Annotated in this window: 18 protein-coding genes and 1 other annotated feature; of the genes, 15 read left to right on the plus strand and 3 right to left on the minus strand. The window is 30.6% G+C overall.

The features are described 5' to 3' along the window. Window positions 1-3: 3 nt before the first annotated feature. The 4 genes from dprA (at window position 4) to RR561_RS03415 (ending at window position 5,668) form a co-directional block, all read left to right on the plus strand. A complete protein-coding gene (gene dprA, locus RR561_RS03400) occupies window positions 4-1,182 on the plus strand; it encodes a DNA-processing protein DprA (protein WP_332506026.1) in 1,179 nt (392 codons plus the stop codon). Between the two features lie 15 nt (window positions 1,183-1,197). Beyond that, on the plus strand, window positions 1,198-3,258 hold the full coding sequence (topA, locus tag RR561_RS03405; protein WP_332506027.1) for a type I DNA topoisomerase: 2,061 nt from the start codon (window positions 1,198-1,200) through the stop codon (window positions 3,256-3,258). Window positions 3,259-3,566: 308 nt separating this feature from the next. After that, window positions 3,567-4,343: a GTP-sensing pleiotropic transcriptional regulator CodY gene (gene codY / locus RR561_RS03410; RefSeq protein ID WP_332506028.1), complete on the plus strand. Its 777-nt coding sequence runs from the start codon at window positions 3,567-3,569 to the stop codon at window positions 4,341-4,343. 65 nt (window positions 4,344-4,408) lie between these two features. Beyond that, a complete protein-coding gene (locus RR561_RS03415) occupies window positions 4,409-5,668 on the plus strand; it encodes a replication-associated recombination protein A (RefSeq protein WP_332506029.1) in 1,260 nt (419 codons plus the stop codon). A 314-nt stretch (window positions 5,669-5,982) separates the two neighbouring features. On the opposite strand, the gene RR561_RS03420 is transcribed toward RR561_RS03415, so the two are convergent. Continuing rightward, window positions 5,983-6,171: a hypothetical protein gene (locus RR561_RS03420; protein ID WP_332506030.1), complete on the minus strand. Its 189-nt coding sequence runs from the start codon at window positions 6,169-6,171 to the stop codon at window positions 5,983-5,985. Window positions 6,172-6,216: 45 nt separating this feature from the next. Then, window positions 6,217-7,542 carry a MocR-like pyridoxine biosynthesis transcription factor PdxR gene (gene pdxR, locus RR561_RS03425; protein WP_332506031.1) on the minus strand — a complete coding sequence of 442 codons (1,326 nt, stop codon included), beginning with the start codon at window positions 7,540-7,542 and terminating at the stop codon, window positions 6,217-6,219. A 164-nt stretch (window positions 7,543-7,706) separates the two neighbouring features. Here pdxR and pdxS point away from each other — a divergent pair, with 164 nt between their 5' ends. From pdxS to RR561_RS03465, 8 genes are all read left to right on the plus strand, one after another. Continuing rightward, window positions 7,707-8,546 carry a pyridoxal 5'-phosphate synthase lyase subunit PdxS gene (gene pdxS, locus RR561_RS03430; RefSeq protein WP_332506032.1) on the plus strand — a complete coding sequence of 280 codons (840 nt, stop codon included), beginning with the start codon at window positions 7,707-7,709 and terminating at the stop codon, window positions 8,544-8,546. A 370-nt stretch (window positions 8,547-8,916) separates the two neighbouring features. Continuing rightward, a complete protein-coding gene (locus tag RR561_RS03435; protein WP_332506033.1) occupies window positions 8,917-9,378 on the plus strand; it encodes an RrF2 family transcriptional regulator in 462 nt (153 codons plus the stop codon). 338 nt (window positions 9,379-9,716) lie between these two features. Next, window positions 9,717-10,796: a tRNA 2-thiouridine(34) synthase MnmA gene (gene mnmA, locus RR561_RS03440; RefSeq protein ID WP_332506273.1), complete on the plus strand. Its 1,080-nt coding sequence runs from the start codon at window positions 9,717-9,719 to the stop codon at window positions 10,794-10,796. 95 nt (window positions 10,797-10,891) lie between these two features. Further along, window positions 10,892-11,098, plus strand: a binding site (T-box leader). A 71-nt stretch (window positions 11,099-11,169) separates the two neighbouring features. After that, window positions 11,170-13,806 (plus strand): alanine--tRNA ligase, encoded by a 2,637-nt coding sequence (gene alaS, locus RR561_RS03445; RefSeq protein ID WP_332506034.1) that lies wholly within the window; start codon window positions 11,170-11,172, stop codon window positions 13,804-13,806. A 157-nt stretch (window positions 13,807-13,963) separates the two neighbouring features. Further along, window positions 13,964-14,224, plus strand: coding sequence for an IreB family regulatory phosphoprotein (locus RR561_RS03450; protein ID WP_106776489.1), 261 nt, complete (start codon window positions 13,964-13,966; stop codon window positions 14,222-14,224). 4 nt (window positions 14,225-14,228) lie between these two features. Then, window positions 14,229-16,502, plus strand: coding sequence for a hypothetical protein (locus tag RR561_RS03455; RefSeq protein ID WP_332506035.1), 2,274 nt, complete (start codon window positions 14,229-14,231; stop codon window positions 16,500-16,502). After that, window positions 16,496-16,918: a Holliday junction resolvase RuvX gene (gene ruvX, locus RR561_RS03460; protein WP_332506036.1), complete on the plus strand. Its 423-nt coding sequence runs from the start codon at window positions 16,496-16,498 to the stop codon at window positions 16,916-16,918. The genes RR561_RS03455 and ruvX overlap by 7 nt, the downstream gene beginning before the upstream one ends. A gap of 140 nt (window positions 16,919-17,058) precedes the next feature. After that, window positions 17,059-17,508, plus strand: coding sequence for a Fur family transcriptional regulator (locus tag RR561_RS03465; protein WP_332506037.1), 450 nt, complete (start codon window positions 17,059-17,061; stop codon window positions 17,506-17,508). 154 nt (window positions 17,509-17,662) lie between these two features. On the opposite strand, the gene RR561_RS03470 is transcribed toward RR561_RS03465, so the two are convergent. Then, window positions 17,663-18,391: a metal-dependent hydrolase gene (locus RR561_RS03470; RefSeq protein ID WP_332506038.1), complete on the minus strand. Its 729-nt coding sequence runs from the start codon at window positions 18,389-18,391 to the stop codon at window positions 17,663-17,665. Window positions 18,392-18,804: 413 nt separating this feature from the next. Here RR561_RS03470 and RR561_RS03475 point away from each other — a divergent pair, with 413 nt between their 5' ends. From RR561_RS03475 to RR561_RS03485, 3 genes are all read left to right on the plus strand, one after another. Further along, window positions 18,805-20,475 (plus strand): ribonuclease J, encoded by a 1,671-nt coding sequence (locus tag RR561_RS03475; RefSeq protein ID WP_332506039.1) that lies wholly within the window; start codon window positions 18,805-18,807, stop codon window positions 20,473-20,475. Window positions 20,476-20,649: 174 nt separating this feature from the next. Continuing rightward, complete coding sequence (locus RR561_RS03480; RefSeq protein WP_332506040.1) at window positions 20,650-21,255, plus strand: site-2 protease family protein; 606 nt, start codon at window positions 20,650-20,652, stop codon at window positions 21,253-21,255. Between the two features lie 14 nt (window positions 21,256-21,269). After that, the gene (locus RR561_RS03485) at window positions 21,270-22,130 is read left to right on the plus strand and encodes a segregation and condensation protein A (protein ID WP_332506041.1); all 861 of its coding nucleotides are present in this window, start codon (window positions 21,270-21,272) and stop codon (window positions 22,128-22,130) included. Window positions 22,131-22,250: the final 120 nt, after the last annotated feature.

The raw sequence follows: 22,250 nt of genomic DNA on the forward strand, positions 1-22,250 counted from the left end.
ACTATGTATGGAGAATTTTATATATGGGCAAATGCTGTACTTCACATGTCTGCGAGTGTAATGAATAGGGTTAGAAGCTCAATTGGAGATGAGATTAAAATTTTTGATGAAGATGTGTATAAAAATATAATAAAAAGTGATAAATTGGATAAATATGTGTTAGACAGGTTTAAAAAGCATCCTTATCTTGGTAGTTATATAGAAGAGATGAAGTTAGAATTAAAAAGTAATAATGTAGGTTATATAAGTATAGATGATGAAGATTATCCGGAATCTCTAAAAAATATATATGACCCTCCCTATATATTATATTATATGGGTAATATAAAATTAATAAATGAAAGATTCATAATAGCGGTAGTAGGATCTAGAAAGGCAACTGACTATGGTATAAATGTAAGTAAAAAAATAGTGACCGATCTATCAAATGAAGGTGTAGTAATAGTAAGTGGCATGGCGAGGGGGATAGATTCATTGGCACATAAAAGCTGTTTAGAATCAAATGGATTTACAATAGCTGTTATGGGGACCTCTATCGAAAAAACATATCCCAAAACATCTATTTCTTTAAAAAAAGAGATAATAAATAACAAAGGTTTGGTATTATCAGAATATTTTATAGGTTCTCACACAGAGCCTTCATTTTTTGCCATGAGAAATAGAATTATAAGTGGTTTGTCTAGAGGTGTACTTGTGGTGGAAGCAGAAAAAAAGAGTGGAGCATTGATTACTATGGATTGTGCTTTACAGCAAGGCAGAAACGCATATGCAGTTCCAGGAAGTATATTTTCCTCCACAAGTCAAGGCTGTAATAATATAATAAATCAAGGCGCAAAAGCAGTACAAAATTCGAGTGATATTTTGGAAGATTATTATGACTATTTAGATAATAAAAATCTAGCAAATAAAAATAATAATAAAAAAATTTGTAAAAATAGTGGAAAAATTAGTAGTAGTTGTGTTAATATAGGGTTTGACGATATTGATGGAGAGAATATTTCTAAAGAAGAATTATTTATTATTAAAATATTAATATCAAAGGGTGTATTAAATATAGATGATTTATCTGTTATTGCTGGATATGAAATTACAGATTTACTTTATATTGTGAACAAACTTCTCATGAAAAATCTCATAGTAGAGGAGGGGTTTAATAAATACGCACCCAATATATTAAGATAACTGGAGGTGTTGCCTGTGCCAAAGGCATTAGTAATAGTCGAGTCTCCTGCAAAAGCGAAAACAATTGAGAAATTTCTTGGAAAAAGTCACTATGTTGTAAAGGCTTCAGTAGGTCATATAAGAGATTTACCTAAAAGTAGGTTGGCTGTTGATATAGACAATAATTTTGAACCTGAATACATAAATATTCGAGGTAAGGGCGACATAATAAAAGATTTAAAAAAAGAAGCAAAAAAAGCCAAAAAAATATATCTTGCGACTGACCCCGACAGAGAGGGAGAGGCGATTTCGTGGCATCTTACTCATATATTAGGTATGGATGTAGACTCAGAATGTAGAATAGAGTTTAATGAGATAACTAAGGATACTATTAAAAAATCTATTAAAAATCCTAGAAAAATAAATAGAGACTTAGTTGATGCACAACAGGCTAGAAGAGTTCTTGATAGACTGTTAGGATATCAGATTAGTCCAATTTTATGGCAAAAAATTAGAAGGGGTTTAAGTGCTGGTAGAGTCCAGTCAGTAACAACTAAAATAATTTGCGATAGAGAAAAAGAAATAGAAAAGTTTATTCCAGTTGAATATTGGACTATAGATATAGTATCTAGTAAAGAAAAAGAAAAAGTTGACTTTTCTTTTTATGGAAAAAATGGCAAAAAAATTGATTTATCTGATGAAAAGCAGGTAAATGAAATTATAAAAAATCTAAAAGATCAAAGCTTGGACATAGTAAAAATAGATACAAAAACAAGAAAGAGATCTGCTGTGAAACCATTTACAACATCAGTTTTGCAACAGGAAGCTGTTAATAAATTAGGTTTTACTACTAAGAAAACAATGAAGATAGCTCAGGAACTGTATGAAGGTGTGGACATATCAGGTGAAGGTGCGGTCGGTCTTATATCTTACATAAGAACCGATTCTCAAAGAATTTCTGATGAGGCTAAAAACGCTGTGGATGAATTTATTACAGATTCATATGGAGATCAGTACTTGTTTAAGGGAAAAAAGAAAAAAACAAAATCAAATAAAAATTCTCAGGATGCTCATGAGGCAATTAGACCAACATCAGTATCTAGAATACCAGATAAAATAAAAGAATCACTTTCGAAAGATCAGTATAAGCTATACAATCTTATTTGGAGAAGATTTGTTGCGAGTCAAATGTCAGATTCTGTATATGAAACTTTAACTGTTGAATCAAAAGTTCAGGAATATACTTTTACTGCTACTGGATCACAACAAATATTTGATGGTTATACGAAAGTATATAATTTCACGAATAGAGAAGATAAAATATTACCAAAGATTGAAGTGGGTGATAAATTACCTATAGAAGAAATTAATCCATTACAGCATTTTACTCAGCCACCAGCAAGATACACTGAAGCAAGTTTGGTTAAAACTTTAGAAGAATTAGGTATAGGTAGACCTTCTACTTATGCTCCTACAATTGCAACTATTTTGAATAGAGAATATGTTGAAAAAGAGGGTGCATCTATAAGACCAACTGAGTTGGGTATTATAGTGACTGAAATTCTAGAAGAAAATTTTGAAATGCTTACAGACGTTGACTTTACAGCAAAGTTAGAGGATAGACTGGATGAAGTTGCCGAGGGAGATTTAGAATGGAAAAGTGTCGTAGCAGAGGCTTATAAACCTTTAGAATCTTCTATCAAAGAAGCAGTTGAAAAAATAGAAAAAATTAATATGGATATAGAAACGGATGAAATCTGTGAGGATTGTGGTGCAAATATGGTCATAAAACATGGTCGTTTTGGCAAATTTATGGCATGCAAAAACTATCCAGAATGTAAAAATACAAAACCTATCGTTGAAAAGATAGGAGTGAAATGTCCTAAGTGCAAGGACGGAGATGTAATCGTTAGAAAGACAAAAAAAGGAAGGCATTTCTATGGTTGTAGTAACTATCCGGAGTGTGATTTTATCGAGTGGAAGAAACCAACAGGTGAGTTTTGTAAGGAATGTGGTTCTTATATGATCGAGAAGGTTACCAAGAAGGAAAGTAAAGCAATCTGCTCTAATAGTGAGTGCCCAACAAATAAAAAATAAAACGGGGAGATACCTACCCGTTTTTTTTAAGGCGTTTAAAAATTAAATTTTTTAAAAAAGACCTAAAAAGGTATTTTCTTTGATATAAATTGGGTATATAGAACATATAAGTATTTTATTTCAAAATTACGAAAATTGAAAAAATTAAAAATATATATTGAAATTTTTTTTAAAGTATGATAATCTTTGTATTGTAGAATATTAATTGAAATATGTGTATATTGAAAATATTTAAAAAGTTTTTACTCATAAATCAAGAAAATCATAAACAATAAACGAACAAAGCAGGATAAATTAGGAGGAAAATTATGACAAACAAATTATTAACCAATACTAGAAGAATTAACAAGACTCTTCAGTCAACAGCAGGAACATCGGTATCTTTTGATCAACTAACAAGCGTTTTAGGTGACGTGTTAGAATCAAATGTATATGTAGTAAGAGTTAGAGGTAAGGTATTAGGATATTACTTATCTAACCCAGAAGATAGCTCAGTAGTTCTTGATGAAGAAAAGAACTTATCTATGTTCCCTGAAAAGTATACAGAAAGTTTACTTACAATTACTGAAACAAAAGAAAATATATCTGAAGAAGATACTCTTAAGATGTTTCCTTTTGAACACGATAGATTGGAAAAATATACAACAGTTGTTCCTATTTGGGGAAGTGGAGAAAGACTTGGAACATTAATACTATCTAGATACGATAGACCTTACACTGATGAAGATATTGTAGTAGCGGAATATTCAGCTACAGTAATCGGTCTTGAGATACTAAGAGCAATAAGCGAAGAGTTAGAAGAAGAAATGAGAAAGAAGGCTGTTGTACAGATGGCAATAGGAACTTTATCTTTCTCAGAATTAGAAGCAATAGAACATATTTTTAAAGAATTAGATGGAACTGAAGGTTTATTGGTTGCAAGTAAGATTGCTGATAAGGTAGGAATCACTCGTTCAGTAATAGTAAATGCATTAAGAAAGTTTGAAAGTGCAGGCGTTATAGAATCTAGATCTCTTGGTATGAAGGGAACACATATTAGAATCCTTAACGATAAATTATTAGAAGAATTAAATAAAAATAAATAATTTTAATTAAAATATATAATTTGGACTGCATAATATGCAGTCCTTGTTTTTTTGGAGGAATAACTATGCCATTAGCTGATAAATATAGACCGACAATAATTGACGATGTCGTGGGTCAGAGTCATATTGTAGGAGAAAATAAAGTAATCAATAATATGATAAAGAATAATTACTTCCCAAATATGATATTTTATGGACCACCAGGAGTAGGAAAAACTACTGTTGCAGAAATTATATCTAAAATATCAGATAAAAAATTTTTTAAAATAAATGCAACAAATTCATCTTTGGATGATATAAAGAGAATAATTAAAGAAATTGGAAGCTTTGGTACAGACAATGGAATTTTGTTATATATAGATGAGATTCAAAGTTTCAATAAAAGACAACAACAATCTATACTGGAGTTCATTGAAAGTGGAGCAATAACTTTAATAGCTAGTACTACCGAAAATCCATATCACTATGTATATAAGGCTATACTGAGTAGAAGTATAGTGATGGAATTCAAAGCTATTAAAAAAATTGATATCATAGAAGGAATTAAAAAAATTATAAGTAGATATAATATAGATAATTTGGCAAAAGTTTCAATCGACGAGGATGCAATAGATACAATAGCAAATGCATCTGGTGGTGACATGAGATCCGCTATAAATATTTTGGAACTAGGAATTAATGAGGCAGCTCTTGATAGAGATGGTAATTTAAATATTAACTCTGATACAATTGAAAGACTAAGTGTTGCAACAGCATATAACTTTGATAGTGACGGAGATATACATTATAATTTATTAAGTGCATTTCAAAAATCAATAAGAGGTAGTGATCCAGATGCAGCAGTTTATTATCTGGCAAGACTTTTAAAGGGTGGAGATTTAATAAGTATATGTAGGAGATTATTGGTGATAGCCTCAGAGGATGTCGGGATGGCCTATCCTAATGCAATAACAATAGTAAAGGCCTGTGTGGACTCAGCAATGCAGCTAGGGCTTCCTGAGGCAAGGATAGTTCTCTCGCAAGCCACTATTGTTCTTGCTAGTTCACCAAAATCTAACTCTTCTTATATGGCAATTAATAGGGCTATGGAGGATGTAGAAACTACCGTTCAAGATGATATACCAGAATTTTTGAAAGACTCCCACTATGCGGGTGCATCAAAACTTGGTAGTGGAATTGGATACAAGTATCCTCATGATTATCCAAATCACTATATAAAGCAGGAGTATCTGCCTGAAAATATGAGAACTAGAAAATATTATAAAGAACAAGATAACAAATTTGAGTCTAATATAAAAAAATATTTAGATACATTAAAGAAGTAGGAAAAATAAAATTTTAAGCTATTTTGTTAAATATTTCAAATCTGTTATATTTAATTATAAATACAACTTAAATATCAAAAAATTAAGAAAATAGTGAATATTATTGCTTATAAAATATAAATATAGATAATTATTAACATAAAGTTTATAATTTTAAATGCAAATATAAATATTTTCTAATCATCAATACTCAAGCAGTAAAAATAGTAAAGTTTCAATAATTTATTTTATCGAAAATCATATAAAATTTGTAAAAAACACACCGCCTTTATATAAAGGCAGTGTGTTTACTATATATATTGTTTATGTTGTTTTTAGTATAATTCTGCTACCTCTACATCTAAAACTCTTGCCAGCTCACCTATCAACATGGGATCAATATATTTATCTATATTATTTGAACTTATAGCTAGTTCCAAATCATAATCATCAATATTTAGTGCAGCTGCAAGAATATTGATTGTTAATTTCTTTTCTTCCATTAAAGCTTTAATTCTATTCATAAATTCACCTTTACTTTCTAATGTTCATTATATACTTTATATATTTTATATACTTTTTAAAATTTTTATAGATTCTTCTAATTCCTCAATGCTAAGAGTGGCAAATCCTAACAAAATAGAAGGATGCTTTCTTTTGGAACCATATGAATTTAATCCATATACTTTTAAACCCTTTTGGAGAGCAGAATCTACTATATTTTGCTCATCGTAACTGTTAGGGTATTCTAAAACTACATGCAAACCTGCATCCGCTCCACTTATCTTTATATCTTTTCTAGACTTCAATGATTCAACAATTGTCTGTCTTTTTTTAGAGTATATTTTTCTCATTCTATTTAAATGTTTTTCAAATTCTCCAGTTTCAATAAATTCAGTCAAAATTTTTTGAACTATTATTGGAACAGGACATACAAAGCAATTGTAGAGTTTATGGTATTTATTTAAAAGCTTTTTAGGTAAAACCATGTAACTAAGTCTAAATGCTGGGGATATAGACTTAGAAAAAGAACCTATATAAATCACCTTGTCATTGTAGTCTATGGACTTTAGAGCTGGAACAGGTCTATTTGAATACTTAAATTCACTATCATAGTCATCTTCTACAATATATTCGATAGTGGATTTATTTAATAAATCCACTCTTCTTTTCATGTTCATTATTACACCAGTTGGAAATTGATGGGCAGGTGTAATTGCACATATATTGGCTCTTGTATTGTCCAATAAATCGACCATTATTCCATGCTCATCAACAGAAATATATTCATAATCTATTTTGTTTGCATCCATTATATTATGTAGCATTGGGTAACTTGGATCTTCTATTGCATATCTTCCACCCACAAGCTTAAATATAATTTGGAATAGATACTCGGATCCACTTGAAATGACTATTTGATTGGGATCAACTGAAAAAGCTCTTGATTTTTCAAGATATTTTGATATTTCTACACGGAGAGGAAGGTAGCCCTGATAATCAACCTTGGACAAAAGATCCATATCATATATTATATTGTTGCTAATTTTTCTTATTATCTTATATGGAAATCCCTCTTTGGATACTCCACTATAGGAAAAATCATATTTAGCAGTAGCAACTTCCGCTTTGACAACGCTTTCTTTATTATCTTGTATATATAATTCTCCTACGTCTGAAACAAAATACCCACATCTCTCTTTGGAGTAAATAAAACCCTCCTCCAAAAGTTTTGAATAAGCATTTTCAACTGTGTTTATAGAAATATTATATTCATTTGCAAGTTGTCTTTTACTTGGTAGACGATATTCTGAAGGGAATATTCCTTTAATAATTTCTTCTTTAAAATAATCGTATATTTGCAAATATAATAATCCATCTTTTATTTGAAGCATTTTTATCCTCCTAATAATTCTCAGTATGTATATTATAACACTTATTTAAGGCTGCTATAGTATTCTGGTCCCATAAAATAATATCTAATTGAGCCTACTAAGAGTATCAGTTGCTCTATATACTTAGTTATAGAAGTTATAGAAAATAAATTAGGGGGTTTAGTATGAACACAGAAAAATTTTTAGGTGGAGTAATAATGGACGTCACAAGTCCAGAACAAGCAAAAATTGCGCAAGATGCAGGTGCTGTTGCTGTTATGGCACTTGAAAGGATACCCGCGGACATAAGAGCTGCAGGTGGGGTATCTAGGATGAGTGATCCAAAGATGATAAAAGAAATAATAAAAGCTGTAGATATTCCAGTGATGGCTAAAGTAAGAATAGGTCATTTTGTAGAAGCTCAGATACTTGAAGCAATCGATGTGGACTTTATAGATGAATCAGAAGTTTTATCCCCAGCTGACAATGTATATCACATTGATAAAAATAAATTCAAAACGCCATTTGTATGTGGAGCTAGAGATCTAGGTGAAGCCTTGAGAAGAGTGCAAGAAGGAGCCAACATGATAAGAACAAAGGGGGAAGCTGGAACTGGGGATGTAGTTCAGGCTGTAAAACATATGAGAACTATTCAAAATGAAATTAGATATGTAGCATCTCTTAGAGAAGATGAACTATATGATATATCAAAAGAGTATAAGGTATCATATGATTTAATAAAATATGTCCACAAGAAAAAGAAGTTGCCTGTAGCGAATTTCTCTGCTGGAGGAGTTGCAACACCAGCTGATGCAGCTTTAATGATTCAATTAGGAGCAGATGGAGTGTTTGTGGGTAGTGGCATATTTAAATCAGGAAATCCAGAGCAAAGGGCAAAGGCGATAGTAAAGGCTGTTAAAAACTATAATAATCCTAAAGTCTTATCAGAGGTAAGCGAAGATATTGGTGATGCTATGGTAGGTTTAAATGAAGATGAAGTGGATGTTATCATGAGTAATAGATAAATACTAAAGAATAAGAAATTTATTTCGTGTAGTTTAATTTATGAAATTTAAATATACACTATGATAAAAAAATAGTGATTTATAATAGTCGTTATTAATATATTACTGTATAAATGCAATAAAGAATAAAAATAATGTTATATATTGGAATTTATATTTGATAACAAAAGAAACCGGATATAAATCTAAATAAAGATAAGATAAAAAAACTACCATTAAAAGTTAGTTAATGGTCTTAATTTAGATATTTAGAAAAATACTTTAAAAAGTTTCAATTTAATCTTGACATTTCTAGTAGGATATAATAATATAAAGCTATAGTTAATTCATAGTCTTTTACTAGGAATTGATTTTAGGAGGGGTGATATAGTTGAAGCTTTCTACTAAAGGGAAATATGGACTAAAGGCAATGTTTGAGCTAGCTTTGAGCTCTAACGGTGAGCCTATATCTTTAAAGCATATAGCAAAAGAGCAAGGTATATCTGACCAATATCTTGAACAGATTTTTTCGTTACTTAAGAAGGCAGGTCTTGTAAAGAGTGTAAGAGGCGCTCAAGGAGGATACTACATTTCTAAGGATTTGAACGAAATAACGGTAGCAGATATATTAAGAGTACTAGAAGGAGACATGGCTTTTACAGAATGTCTACTTGATAAGGATGCATGTGAAAACTTTGATTCTTGTTCAACGAGATATGTTTGGGCGAAAATTAAAGAAAGTATAGAAGAGGTTACACAATCTATCTCATTACAAGATATGATAGATGATTATAAATCAAATTTCAATTATAGGGATGATGATTTAATAGGGGAAATGAAAAAAATCAAGTAGTTTCCAAATTAAGATTGTCAAAGAATGACTATAAGTTCGACATTTGTACACAAATATATTTTATCGATTAAAAAAAGAGCCTCAGGCTCTTTTTTTTATATCGAGTTATGTACTAAATTCAAAAATAATGAGTTATATATTGTTTTACCATGAAAAATAATATAAGAATTGGGAATAACTATAACGGTTGTTACTCATTGTATGAAAGTTACTAAATAAATTTGTATAAGAGAGGCTATTTTGATTGTGTTAATTTTTGAAATGTATATTAAAATCCTGTAAATATATAAAAAAAGCTTACTATAAATTGATATATGTATTATAATTGAAATAAATTTATAAAAAAGGAGAAGTTGCAATTGGAAAAGAAGAGAGTACTATTGGGCATGAGCGGTGGAGTAGATTCATCTGTTGCTGCATACCTACTAAGAGAGCAAGGATATGAAGTAGTTGGTGCTACAATGAAATTGTGGACACCTAAGAGTATAAATGGAAATTTGGCAATTACAGATGCACGTAAAATGGCCGATAAACTAGGTATTGAGCATCATGTATTGGATTTTGAAGAAAAATTTAAAAATACCGTGGTAAAACACTTTATAGATGGATACTATGAGGGAATCACGCCAAACCCATGTGTATTCTGTAATAAACATATAAAGTTTGATATCATGTTTGATAAAGCTGAAGAATTGAACTGTGAGTATATAGCTACGGGACATTATTCTCGTATTAAATATAATGAAGAAACAAAAATGTATGAACTTATAAAAGCAGTTACTGACAAAAAAGACCAATCTTATATGATGTATAATCTAAATCAAGAGAAGTTGGCAAAAATTTTATTTCCAGTCGGTGAATACGATAAAAGCGATATAAGAAAAATTGCTAAAGAAATTGGACTTGAGGTATATAATAAACCAGATAGTCAGGACATTTGCTTTATTCCAGACGGTAATTACGAAGAGTTTTTGAATGAATACTCAAACAGGGATTCAGAAGAAGGAAAGCTCGTAGATTCAGAAGGAAGCACACTTGGAGACCACAGTGGAGTAATAAATTATACGATAGGTCAAAGAAAGGGTCTGGGTATTACTTTTGGAAAGCCTATGTATGTAATAGATATAAATGGAGATAACAATACCGTTACTCTTGGAAGCAATGAAGAACTATTTAAAACAGAGCTTACTGCATCCGATGTTAATTTCTTAGAATTTGACTTTGAGGAACTAAAAGATCCATTAAAGGTTCAGGCAAAGATTCGATATTCATCAAATCCTTCAGAGGCTACAATAAGCAAAATAGGTGAAAATAGAGTAAAAGTAGAATTTGAAGATGCACAAAGAGCCATAACTAAAGGTCAAAGTGTAGTGTTTTATGATGGAAATAAGTTAGTAGGTGGCGGTGTTATTGAATAATATCGTGTAACATAAATTAATATATTGATTAATTTGATAAAGTGATGTATTATATATGATATAAGAATTTAGTATTTTAAATTTATATTTATACAACAATGACTTTGACGGAGAGTAGTAGGATATGATGGTTTTATAGAGAGAGGTTGTCGGTGGAAATACCTTAAATACAATATTTGAAGCAGTTCCTGAGTTTTTCGGTTGAAACTAAGTATTCCGAAACGTATAGCTGCGTTAAAGCAACTTGAGATATCATAATTATGATAATCAGGGTGGTACCGTGAAGATTATTCGCCCCTGTAGTATTTTATACTATAGGGGCTTTTTTATTGTTGTTTTACTTTTAAATTAGAAAACATTGGAGGCAAATTAAATGGAAAATTTAGGTTTAAATGAAATAAGAAAAAGGTTTACAGATTTTTTTGAGACAAAAGATCATTATATTGCACCATCTCATTCTTTGGTTCCTAGTAATGACAAGTCTTTATTACTTATTAACTCAGGTATGGCTCCACTAAAGAATTATTTCTCAGGTGTAGAGACTCCACCAAAAAATAGAATGTCAACTGTTCAGAAATGTATTAGAACAGGAGATATAGAAAATGTAGGTGTGACTGCAAGACATGCTACATTCTTTGAAATGATGGGTAACTTTTCTTTTGGAGACTATTTCAAAAAAGAAGCAATTGCTTGGGCTTGGGAATTTATTACTGAATGGCTAGAAATTCCAGAAGATAAAGTATGGGTAACAGTATATGAAAGCGATGATGAAGCTCATGACATATGGAGAGATATGATCGGTTTTCCTGAGGAAAGAATAGTAAGACTTGGTAAAGAAGATAACTTCTGGGAGATAGGTCTTGGACCTTGTGGACCTTGTTCAGAAATATACTTTGACAAGGGTGAAAAATACGGTTGTGGCTGTGAAGATTGCAAGCCGGGATGTGACTGTGATAGATTCCTAGAGTTTTGGAACTTGGTATTTACTCAGTTTGATAAGCAAGAAGATGGAAGCTATACAGATCTTGAACATAAAAATATAGATACTGGAATGGGTCTTGAAAGAATGGCTTGTATAATGCAGGACGTGGATACAATATTTGAAGTAGATACTATAGACAAAGTTCTTCAGAAGGTTACATCAATAGCTGGAATAAAGTACGGGGATGATCCTGTATCTGATAAATCTGTTAGAATAATTACTGACCATGTAAGATCAGTTGCTTTTATGGTAACTGATGGAATACTTCCATCAAATGAAGGAAGAGGATATGTTCTTAGAAGACTTCTAAGAAGAGCAGCTAGACATGGAAAGTTGTTAGGAATAGAAGGAGAGTTTTTAAATAGTTTACTTGATATAGTTATAGAAACATGTGCAGACGCTTATCCTGAACTTGCAGAAAAAGAAAGCTATATTAGAAAAGTTATTGGAATAGAAGAAGAAAAGTTTGCAGAGACACTTCAGCAAGGTTTGGATATATTAAAATCGTATACTGAAGAAAATATAAAGAATGGGTCAAAAGAAATCTCTGGAGAACAGGCATTTAAACTTTACGACACATATGGTTTCCCACTTGATCTTACAAAGGAAATATTAATGGATGAAGATCTCACTGTGGATGAAGAAGGCTTTACAAGAGAGATGCAGATACAAAAGGACAGAGCAAGAGCAGCGAGAGGAAATCGTGAGGGTGATGCTTGGAAGGAAGATCCACTTACATCTATTGAAGATGCAAGCTCAGAATTTGATGGATATAAAAACTTAGAGATGGGCTCAACTATAAAGGCATTAGTATCGGATAATAGTATTGTTCATGGTATAGAAGAAGGCGATGAAGCAATAATAGTATTAGATAAAACTACTTTCTATCCAAACGGTGGTGGTCAAATAGGCGATAGAGGTCAAATTGTATCTGATAGTGGTGTATTTGAAGTAGAAGATACTATAAAGGGTGCAGGATCAAGTATAAAGCATATCGGTAAGGTAACTAGTGGATCATTTAAAACTGGAGAGAGTGTGGCTACAAGCGTTGATAAATCAAAGAGAATGGATGCAGCTAGAAACCATACTGCAACACACCTTCTTCATTCAGCACTAAAAACTGTTTTAGGGGAGCATGTAAATCAGGCGGGTTCACTTGTAGAAGCAGATAGACTTAGATTTGATATCACTCACTTTGAACCTATTACAAAAGAAGAATTAGCAAAGGTAGAAAAAATAGTAAATGATTTTATATTAGAATCTAACCCAATATCAGCTACAGTAATGAATATAGCTGAAGCAAAAGAAATGGGTGCAACTGCATTATTCGGCGAAAAATATGGAGATAATGTAAGAGTTGTAAAGATGGGTGATGTTTCAACTGAATTATGTGGTGGAACTCATCTGGAGAATACTTCACAGGTAGGATTATTTAAGATAGTTTCAGAGGGTGGAGTAGCTGCAGGAGTGAGAAGAGTAGAAGCTATCACAGGAAGATCAGTTTATAATTATATTTTAGAAAAAGATAGCATAATATATAACGTTGCTGAACTTTTAAAGGCAAAAGAGGACAATTTATTAAATAAGGCAGAATTAATAGTAGAAGAAAATAAGGAACTAGAAAAAGAGCTTCATAGTATAAAATCTAAGATGACTATGCAAAATGCAGACTCAGTTTTGGAATCTAAACAAGAAATTAATGGTATAAATTTGGTGACAAATAAATATGAAGGCATGGATATGGATACTCTTAGAGAAGCAGCAGATACTTTAAGAGATAAATTAGAAAATGGTGTAGTAGTCCTTGCTAATGTAACTGATGGTAAGGTTAACTTTGTAGCTACAGCTAGTAAAGGTGCAATAGCTAATGGAGTACATGCTGGAAACCTTGTAAGAGAGGTATCAAAGGTTGCAGGCGGAAAAGGTGGAGGAAGACCTAATATGGCGCAAGCAGGTGCAAGTGACGTATCTAAGGTAGGCGAAGCTTTGACAATTGCAGTTGATGTGGTAAAATCCCAGATAAAATAATATTTAAACTTTAAATTTACTTAAGGGCTTTCTATAGCTAGAAAACACTGCTGTAGAGAGTCCTTTTATTAATTAGATTACTTGATAATTTTGATAATTTAATGTAAAATCTAATGTAAGCAATTTAAAATTGTTAAGTGAATAGGAGGTAACTATTATGGGAAACGATATGGATTACACTGTAAAGTTTGAAGGAATAAACGATGATAAAATGGATGTAGCTGAAACAATAGCCTATGTTTATGATGCATTGTTGGAAAAGGGATACAACCCAGTAAACCAGATAATAGGATATTTATTGTCAGGAGATTCTAGCTATATAACTAGTTATAATAACGCTAGAACAGCAATAAAAAGATTTGAGAGAGATGAAATATTAGAAGAGGTAATATCAAAATATTTAAATATTGAGGAGTAAGAACATGCCAAAGAGAATTATGACTTTTATAATCTCTCTAATGCTTTTATTTTCGTCATTAATACCCGTATATGCAAAGGACAAGTCTGCTGATGATCTGCAGTTTGCCACTGAGATGGAAAGAGCCCATGGTGAAAAAGATGAATCAGCAGACTCTAATACGGCAAAAAATGATGGAAAAGTAATAATAATAGATATTAACAGAACAAGTTTAGAAAACTTTGAAAATATCAAAATACTGAGAGAAAAGCTTGATAAAGAGGGATATATAGGCTTGATGAATATTCGTGGAGATAAAGGCTATGATGATAGGAGAAACTATGCTACTATGGGTTCTACTGGTAGAGCAGATATAAGAAGTGATATACCTATGAAATTTAGTCATTCCAGCAAAGATAATGCAAGTGCATACAAGTCTGCTACAGGTCTAGAACCTGGCGAAATCAACCTGGAAAATATTAACAGTATGGATTTATACAATCAAACAAAAGGAGAGTATAAGTCTAAAGTTGGGTATTTGGGAGATACGTTGATTAGCAATGATAAAAAAATTGCAGTATTGGGAAATAGTGACTATTATGACGATGAAGGCAAAGCTTTGAATAATCGAGATTTTTGTCTAAGTGTTATGGATAGTAAAGGTAGAATATATGGTGGAAATATAGATGATATAAATAAGAAAAATTCTAATTTCCCATATGGTATATCTACAGACTATAAGAAATTGGAAAAGGAAACGGATAAATATTATAAAGAATCAGATTTATTATTTGTTAATCTAGGAGACACATTTAGATTGGATGAATATAAAGAAAATCTAAATGAAAAAACATATAAGAAAATGAAGTTTTCGATATATAATGAAGTGAGCAACTACATTGAATATGTAATGAATATGGCAGGTCCTAATGACACTGTGTACATAATGAGTTCTTTTCCAAGTAAACTTGATTATGCAAATAATAGAAGATTAGCTCCAATAGTTAGATTCGATATGTCTGACAAAACAAAGGGAATTCTTCAATCGTCTACTACTAGAAGAGATGGTGTATTGGCGAACATGGATATTGGAGTAGATGTTCTGAATAGATTTGGATTAAAAAATAAAGAAATGGTTGGTAGGAAACTTATAAGTAAACCAATGGGTAACAATATTGAATTTCTGTTGAAAGATTATAAGAAGATAGTTGCTGTATCGTCTATTAGAATGGAGATTATAAATATATATGTAACATTTATATCTATTTCTTGGTTAATAGCAGCGATTGCTTTATGGCAAAAACATAGAATACCAACAAAATATAGAAAAAATACATTATCTGTACTAAAAGAATTGGTTAAATTTGGTCTGATTATGCCATTGGCATTCCTAACAGCTCCAATATTTAATCCGACTTCAGGAGTCCAAATATCGATTGTAATAGTAGCTGTATCGTTGATTTATTACTTGCTGGCAAGGAAGTTATTCAAAAACGATGATATAATGCAAATCGGATTTTTCTCCATATTGATGATATTAATTATCACGATAGATTCAGCTATATCGACACCTCTGATGCAGAGTAACATCATGAGCTATGATCCTATGATAGGAGCAAGGTATTATGGTGTAGGAAATGAATACGAAGGTGTAACAATTGGAAGTGCAATCTTAGGATTTGCAGTGTTAGTGGAAAGAAAGAAAATACCTAAATGGTTAACAGCAGTGTTGCTGGCAATAATATTGTTTATATCAGCATATCCAGGAATGGGTGCTAATGTCGGTGGAGCAATATCAGAATGTATAGCATATTTAGCGTTTGTTTTATTGATATACGATGTTAAAATTGACTTTAAAAAGGCTATAATGATTCTAGTGGTGACAGCTCTTTTAGTTATTGCATTTGCAGGTGCGGATATAATGCTTGGAATGGAATCGCATTTGGGTAACTTTGTAGAACAGATCAGAATAAATGGACCTATGGAAGTTGTGTATGTGTTTGGAAGAAAAATAGCAATGAATGTACAGCTTGCACAAACTACTATATGGGTAAATATATTATTAGTAGGTTTAGTAATTCTTGCAATTACTATATTTAGACCGAATAAAAGTTTTTCTTTAATAAAAGAAGAACATGGAACTATTTATAATGGTTTCTTGGCTACTATAGTCGGTTGTCTAGTTACTTTATTGGTAAATGATTCTGGAATAATAGCAGCAGCTACTGATTCAATTTATCTTTTAATACCTATTTTAATAATATTAATTAATAAAGGAGTAAAAGATAAAATATGCTAAAAGGCAGAATAATGGGCTTGGATATAGGCGATAGAACTATAGGAGTTGCCGTGAGCGACCTTATGGGACTTACAGCCCAAGGTATTACTACAATAAGACGTGAAAGTAAGAAAAAGGATTTAGCGCAATTGAAAGAGATAATCAAGGAAAAAGAGGTTGACTATATAGTATCTGGTCTTCCTAAAAATATGAATGGTACTATAGGTCCACAGTCTGAAAAAGTAATGAAGTTTTGTGAGTTTCTAGAAAAAGAAACTGGGATGAGAATAGAGTATTGGGATGAGAGATTGACTACCGTATCAGCAGAAAAAATGCTAATAGATGGTGATGTGAGCAGAAAAAATAGAAAAAAAGTAATTGATAAGCTTGCAGCAGTTTTAATTTTACAAAACTATCTAGACTTTAAAAAATTCTAAAATAATAAAGACAGAAGACTTTTCTTCTGTCTTTTATTTTAAAAAACATTTGTAACAAAAAGATATCGACTATTGACATAGAATGAAATTTAGTCTATATTAATATTATGTATTATCAATTGAAAAAGGGTGGTTTTGATATGGAAAACACAATGGCAGTTCTAAAAGAAAAATTAAAAGCTACTGGGTTCAAGATTACTCCTCAGAGAAGGGCGATTATTGAAGTATTAATTGAGAATGAAAACTCTCATTTAAGTAGTGAAGAAATTTATGATAAGGTTCGTATCAATTGTCCAGAAATAGGTTTGGCAACTGTGTATAGAACTATGCAGTTACTAGATGAGATTAATGGAATCTCAAAATTAAACCTAGATGACGGCTGTATAAGATATGAATTGAATCTTGAAGGTGAGGATACTCATCACCATCACCATTTGATTTGTAAGGAATGCGGAACTATCATAGAAGTAAAAGAAGATTTATTAGATGAAATTGAAACAAAAGTAGAAAGTATGTATAACTTTAAAATAAAAGATCACGATCTTAAATTCTACGGTATTTGTGGAGATTGCTCTAGCAAATCTGAATAATTTTGATTATTATTAATGGAGGCACACAGTCGTTATTCGAATGTGTGCCTTTTGAGTTTTTGATATAAAATTATAAAATTAGACATAAGCTGTATTAAGCAAAAGTTTGCCATCTGAATATAAATATTGAACTCTGTCAATTAATGTGAAAAATCTATGCAAAGTGAAATAAAATTGCTAAAAACAATAAAAAAATCACTAAAATTTCAACAAAATTGCACATAAAATATCCGACTCTTAAATTTCCAAGGCTAAAATACTTTTTTGAAAAGGGATAAAACAATGGGATACCTCTCTTCGTGATAATATCACACATTAAATGAGTAGAGTATGCAAAAGTACCTATAATAGCTAAATCATTTACATTCAGTGTTCTTTCAATATAACTTAACAATAAATATATAAGTAAAATGATTAAAAGCGAATGAGTAAAAGATCTGTGGCTCATAATTGGAAAACTGGCTATTAAAAAAGTCAGTACAACCACTCCAATGTTAACTTTATAAAATAACATTATAAGAGCTATTAGTCCGATTAAACCGCTTAAAACAAGAGATCGAACTTTATTTGCGGTGACCTTTTTCTCAATAATTGTAATAAAGAGAAAGGAAATGATTATGCCGATGTATATATTACTGGATGTTTTCATATATAAATAAAAACAAAAAATCAAAAGGGAATATATTAAAAATGAATGTATTCTCTTGGTAGCCTTTTTGCTGATGAGCATGTTTAATACATTAGAATTTGCTTCGTCTATATCTGGAGCAACAGAAAGAAATGCTGCAACAGAAACTGTAATAGGTGTTAAACTTAATCCCATAGCAAGAGAAAGCTCTACTGCTGAGAGGGTACCTATTATAAGGTGTGATTTACTTTTCATAGCAACTCCTTTTAATAACTTTAATTAAATTTAATAATACCACCAGCTAAGACGCAATGTCAATCTATAAAAAAGCAGTGAGAAGAAGTAGTTGATTAGAAAAATATATATAGTATATAAAAATAAGATGAAAAATAGATTTTTAAAATTTTAGAATTAAAATAAAATATAAAATAATAGCAAATTTTATGATAAAAAACCATGAAATCGTTTACGATTTTAATAAATTATCTTAAGGAAAAGAATCAATTTAAAATGCAAGTATAAGAATAAAAATTAACTTAATGCATTTGATAATTAAAATTATATTTATAAAAAAAGATATTTATTTTTTATGAATATGTGGTATTATAGTACTAACGGTATTTTGTGTTCGTGATTAAATTAAGTAGGAAAGAAGAGGAGTAACAAATTTGGCAAAAAATAACAACGATAAAATAAAGATTATACCACTAGGCGGAATGAACGAAATCGGGAAAAATATGACTGTCATAGAGTATAAAGACGAGATAATAGTGATCGATGCGGGTCTTAGTTTCCCAGAGGATGAGCTCTTGGGAATAGACATCGTAATACCAGACATTACTTATCTAGTTAAGAATATTGATAAGGTGAAGGCTATATTCATAACTCATGGTCACGAGGACCATATAGGAGCTATACCTTACATACTTAAAAAGATTAATGTTCCAGTATACGGATCAGCACTTAGCATAGAATTAATTAGAGTGAAGCTAAAGGAGCATAGAATTACAAATGCTAAACTAAATATAGTTGAACCTAAGCAACATATAAAATTAAAAAATATGAGTATAGAGTTTATAAAAGTAAATCATAGTATACCCGATGCATATTCAATAGCAGTTCATACTAATCAAGGTGTAATTTATCATACAGGTGACTTTAAAATTGACTTGACACCTATAGACGGAGAGATGATGGATATACATAGAATATGCGAAATAAGTGATAAAGAAGGCATATTGTTGATGATGGCAGACAGTACCAATGCAGATAAGCCAGGCATGACGATGTCAGAGAAAAGCGTCGGAGAAGGACTAGAAGATTTATTCAAAAAAGCTCAAAATAGTAGAATAATAGTAGCTACTTTTGCTTCAAATATACATAGACTTCAGCAGATTGCTGATGTTGCAAAGATGTATAATAGAAAGGTAGCAGTTTCAGGAAGATCAATGGTAAATATAGTTGGTGTTGCAAAAGAATTAGGATACTTAAACACTGATGAAGATATTATAGATCTAAATGATATACACAAATATAAAGATAGTGAATTGGTAATAATCACTACTGGTTCACAGGGAGAGCCTATGTCAGCTTTGGCAAGAATGGCTAATTCCGAACACAAAAAGGTTGAAATTAAAAAGGGTGACTTGGTTATAATTTCAGCACATCCAATACCAGGCAATGAAAAAACTGTATCAAAAGTAATAAACTTTTTACTTGAAAAGGGAGCAGATGTAGTTTCTAGTGATATAGCAGATATACATGTATCTGGACATGCTAGAAGAGATGAATTAAAGCTAATGCAGGCATTTGCTAAACCTAAGTTTTTCTTACCAGTTCACGGTGAGTACAAAATGTTAAAGAGACATTCTGAACTAGCTAGTGAGGTAGGAACTGATCCAAATAACATATTTATCATGTCTAATGGAGATGTGTTAGAAGTAGATAAAAAATCTGCTAGAAAGGCAGGTAGAGTTCCTTCAGGAAGAATACTTGTCGATGGATTAGGTGTCGGTGATGTTGGAAATATCGTTCTTAGAGATAGAAAGCATCTATCTGAAGATGGTCTAATGACTATTGTAATAACACTTTCAAAAGAAGATGGTAGAATCCTTGCTGGACCAGACATTATATCAAGAGGATTTGTATATGTAAGAGAATCTGAAGGCTTAATGGAAGGTGCAAAAGAAATTGTTTTAAAAATATTTGAAACATGTGATAGTAAGAAAATAAAGGAATGGGCATATATTAAAAATACCATAAAAGATGAACTAAAAGAGTATCTTTATGTTAAAACAAAGAGAAATCCAATGATTTTACCGATATTGATGGAAGTATAATTAAGTGGTTATAAATTTTAAAAGGGGGATTTTCCCCCTTTTATTTTTATTAAAATTAAAAATATATGTATTTGTTAAGGAATAATTAATATATTATAATTAGAATAGTATATATAAAAATTAAAGCAATATACTATTCAAATACAAAATTAAATAATAGGCGGAGGTAACAATTTGAGTTTTGAATTTTTAAATAGTGTTTCGGATTTTTTGATAACACTGTTAGCGATTTTATTTGCAATATCAGTCCATGAGTTTGGTCATGCATTCGTGGCCCATTTAAATGGTGATGATACTGCAAAGGATGCTGGAAGAATGACTATTAACCCAATCAATCATATAGATCCATTTGGTATGTTGATGATGTTTCTAGTACATTTCGGATGGGCAAAGCCTGTTCCAGTGAATCCATACAACTATAAAAATGAAAAGATAGGAAATATTACAGTTTCATTAGCTGGTATAACATTTAATTTACTGTCAGCAATAGTATTTGCATTAATTAATAAATATGTAGGTGTAGCATCAATCAAGGCAGTAACGTATGCTTTGGTAATGTATAATATAGGTTTTGCTGCATTTAATATCCTTCCAATACCACCTTTGGATGGATGGAACCTTGTAGCTACATTCTTGCCAAGAGACGTAGTGTATAAGGTATATGAATATTCTAGGTATACAACTATAATATTTATTATTTTAATTATGACAAATGCATTTTCATATATTTTAAATCCTATATACATGTTTTTCTATAAAATAGTAATGTTGTTTCTGTAAAATGGGGTGAAGTAATGGATTATAGTATTCAAACAAAAAAGTATGAAGGACCTATGGAACTTCTTATGGACCTTATTCATAGAAATAAAATAGATATCACAGATATATCTATAGTTGAAATTACTGAACAATATGTAAACTATATAGATAATATGGGAGAGTTTGATCTTGATCTTGCTAGCGATTTTATAGATATGGCATCAAAGTTATTGGAAATAAAGTCTAGATATATACTTTATTTGAAGTACAATTTGGAAGAAGACGAAGATCCTCGTAAAGAATTGGTGCAACAAATTGAAGAATATCAAAAAATAAGAGAAATAACTGATGAATTAAGAGAAGAGATCAAAGAATATGAAGATAAGTTTTACAGAGAAAAAGAAGAATATATAGAGGATGAAGAATTAGATTTATCTGATATAACAATTGAAAGTGTAAAAAAACTGATAACAAAGTTGTTTAAAGAAATAGACAGTGAAGAAACTGAAGAATTATTAAATAAAAACGAAAAACTAAAGGATATTGTAAAAAATAAAAATATTAGTGTCGAATCAAGAATTGATTCTATTAGGCAGAATATGATTAGTAGAAAAAAAATAAAATTTAGTGAAGTTATAAAATCAGGAAGTAAGAAAGAAATTATAGCAAACTTCCTGGCAGTTTTGGAGCTAATAAAATTAAAAGAGATTGTTATCAAACAAGAAAGTATTTATGATGAAATAGTCATAGAAAAAAAAGAAAATGATAAAGAAATAGTCATAGAAGAAAGTATAACTGACAAAGAATATGAAAAAATAGAAAAAAAAGCAAATAGAAGATTTGCAAAGAAACAAAAAAAGATGTTAGATAATAATGTAAAACTAAACGATAATTAAGATAAAAATTAAAATAATACTCAAAATAATTTTTAATCGAGTATTTATAGTGTTTATTTAAGAAATATTATTCAAAAAAGATAATAATCTTTAAAAGATGATTATAGGTACGAAAGTGGT

Source organism: Peptostreptococcus sp. (genome assembly GCF_036639115.1).
In the GTDB taxonomy this organism is placed as follows: Bacteria; Bacillota; Clostridia; order Peptostreptococcales; family Peptostreptococcaceae; genus Peptostreptococcus.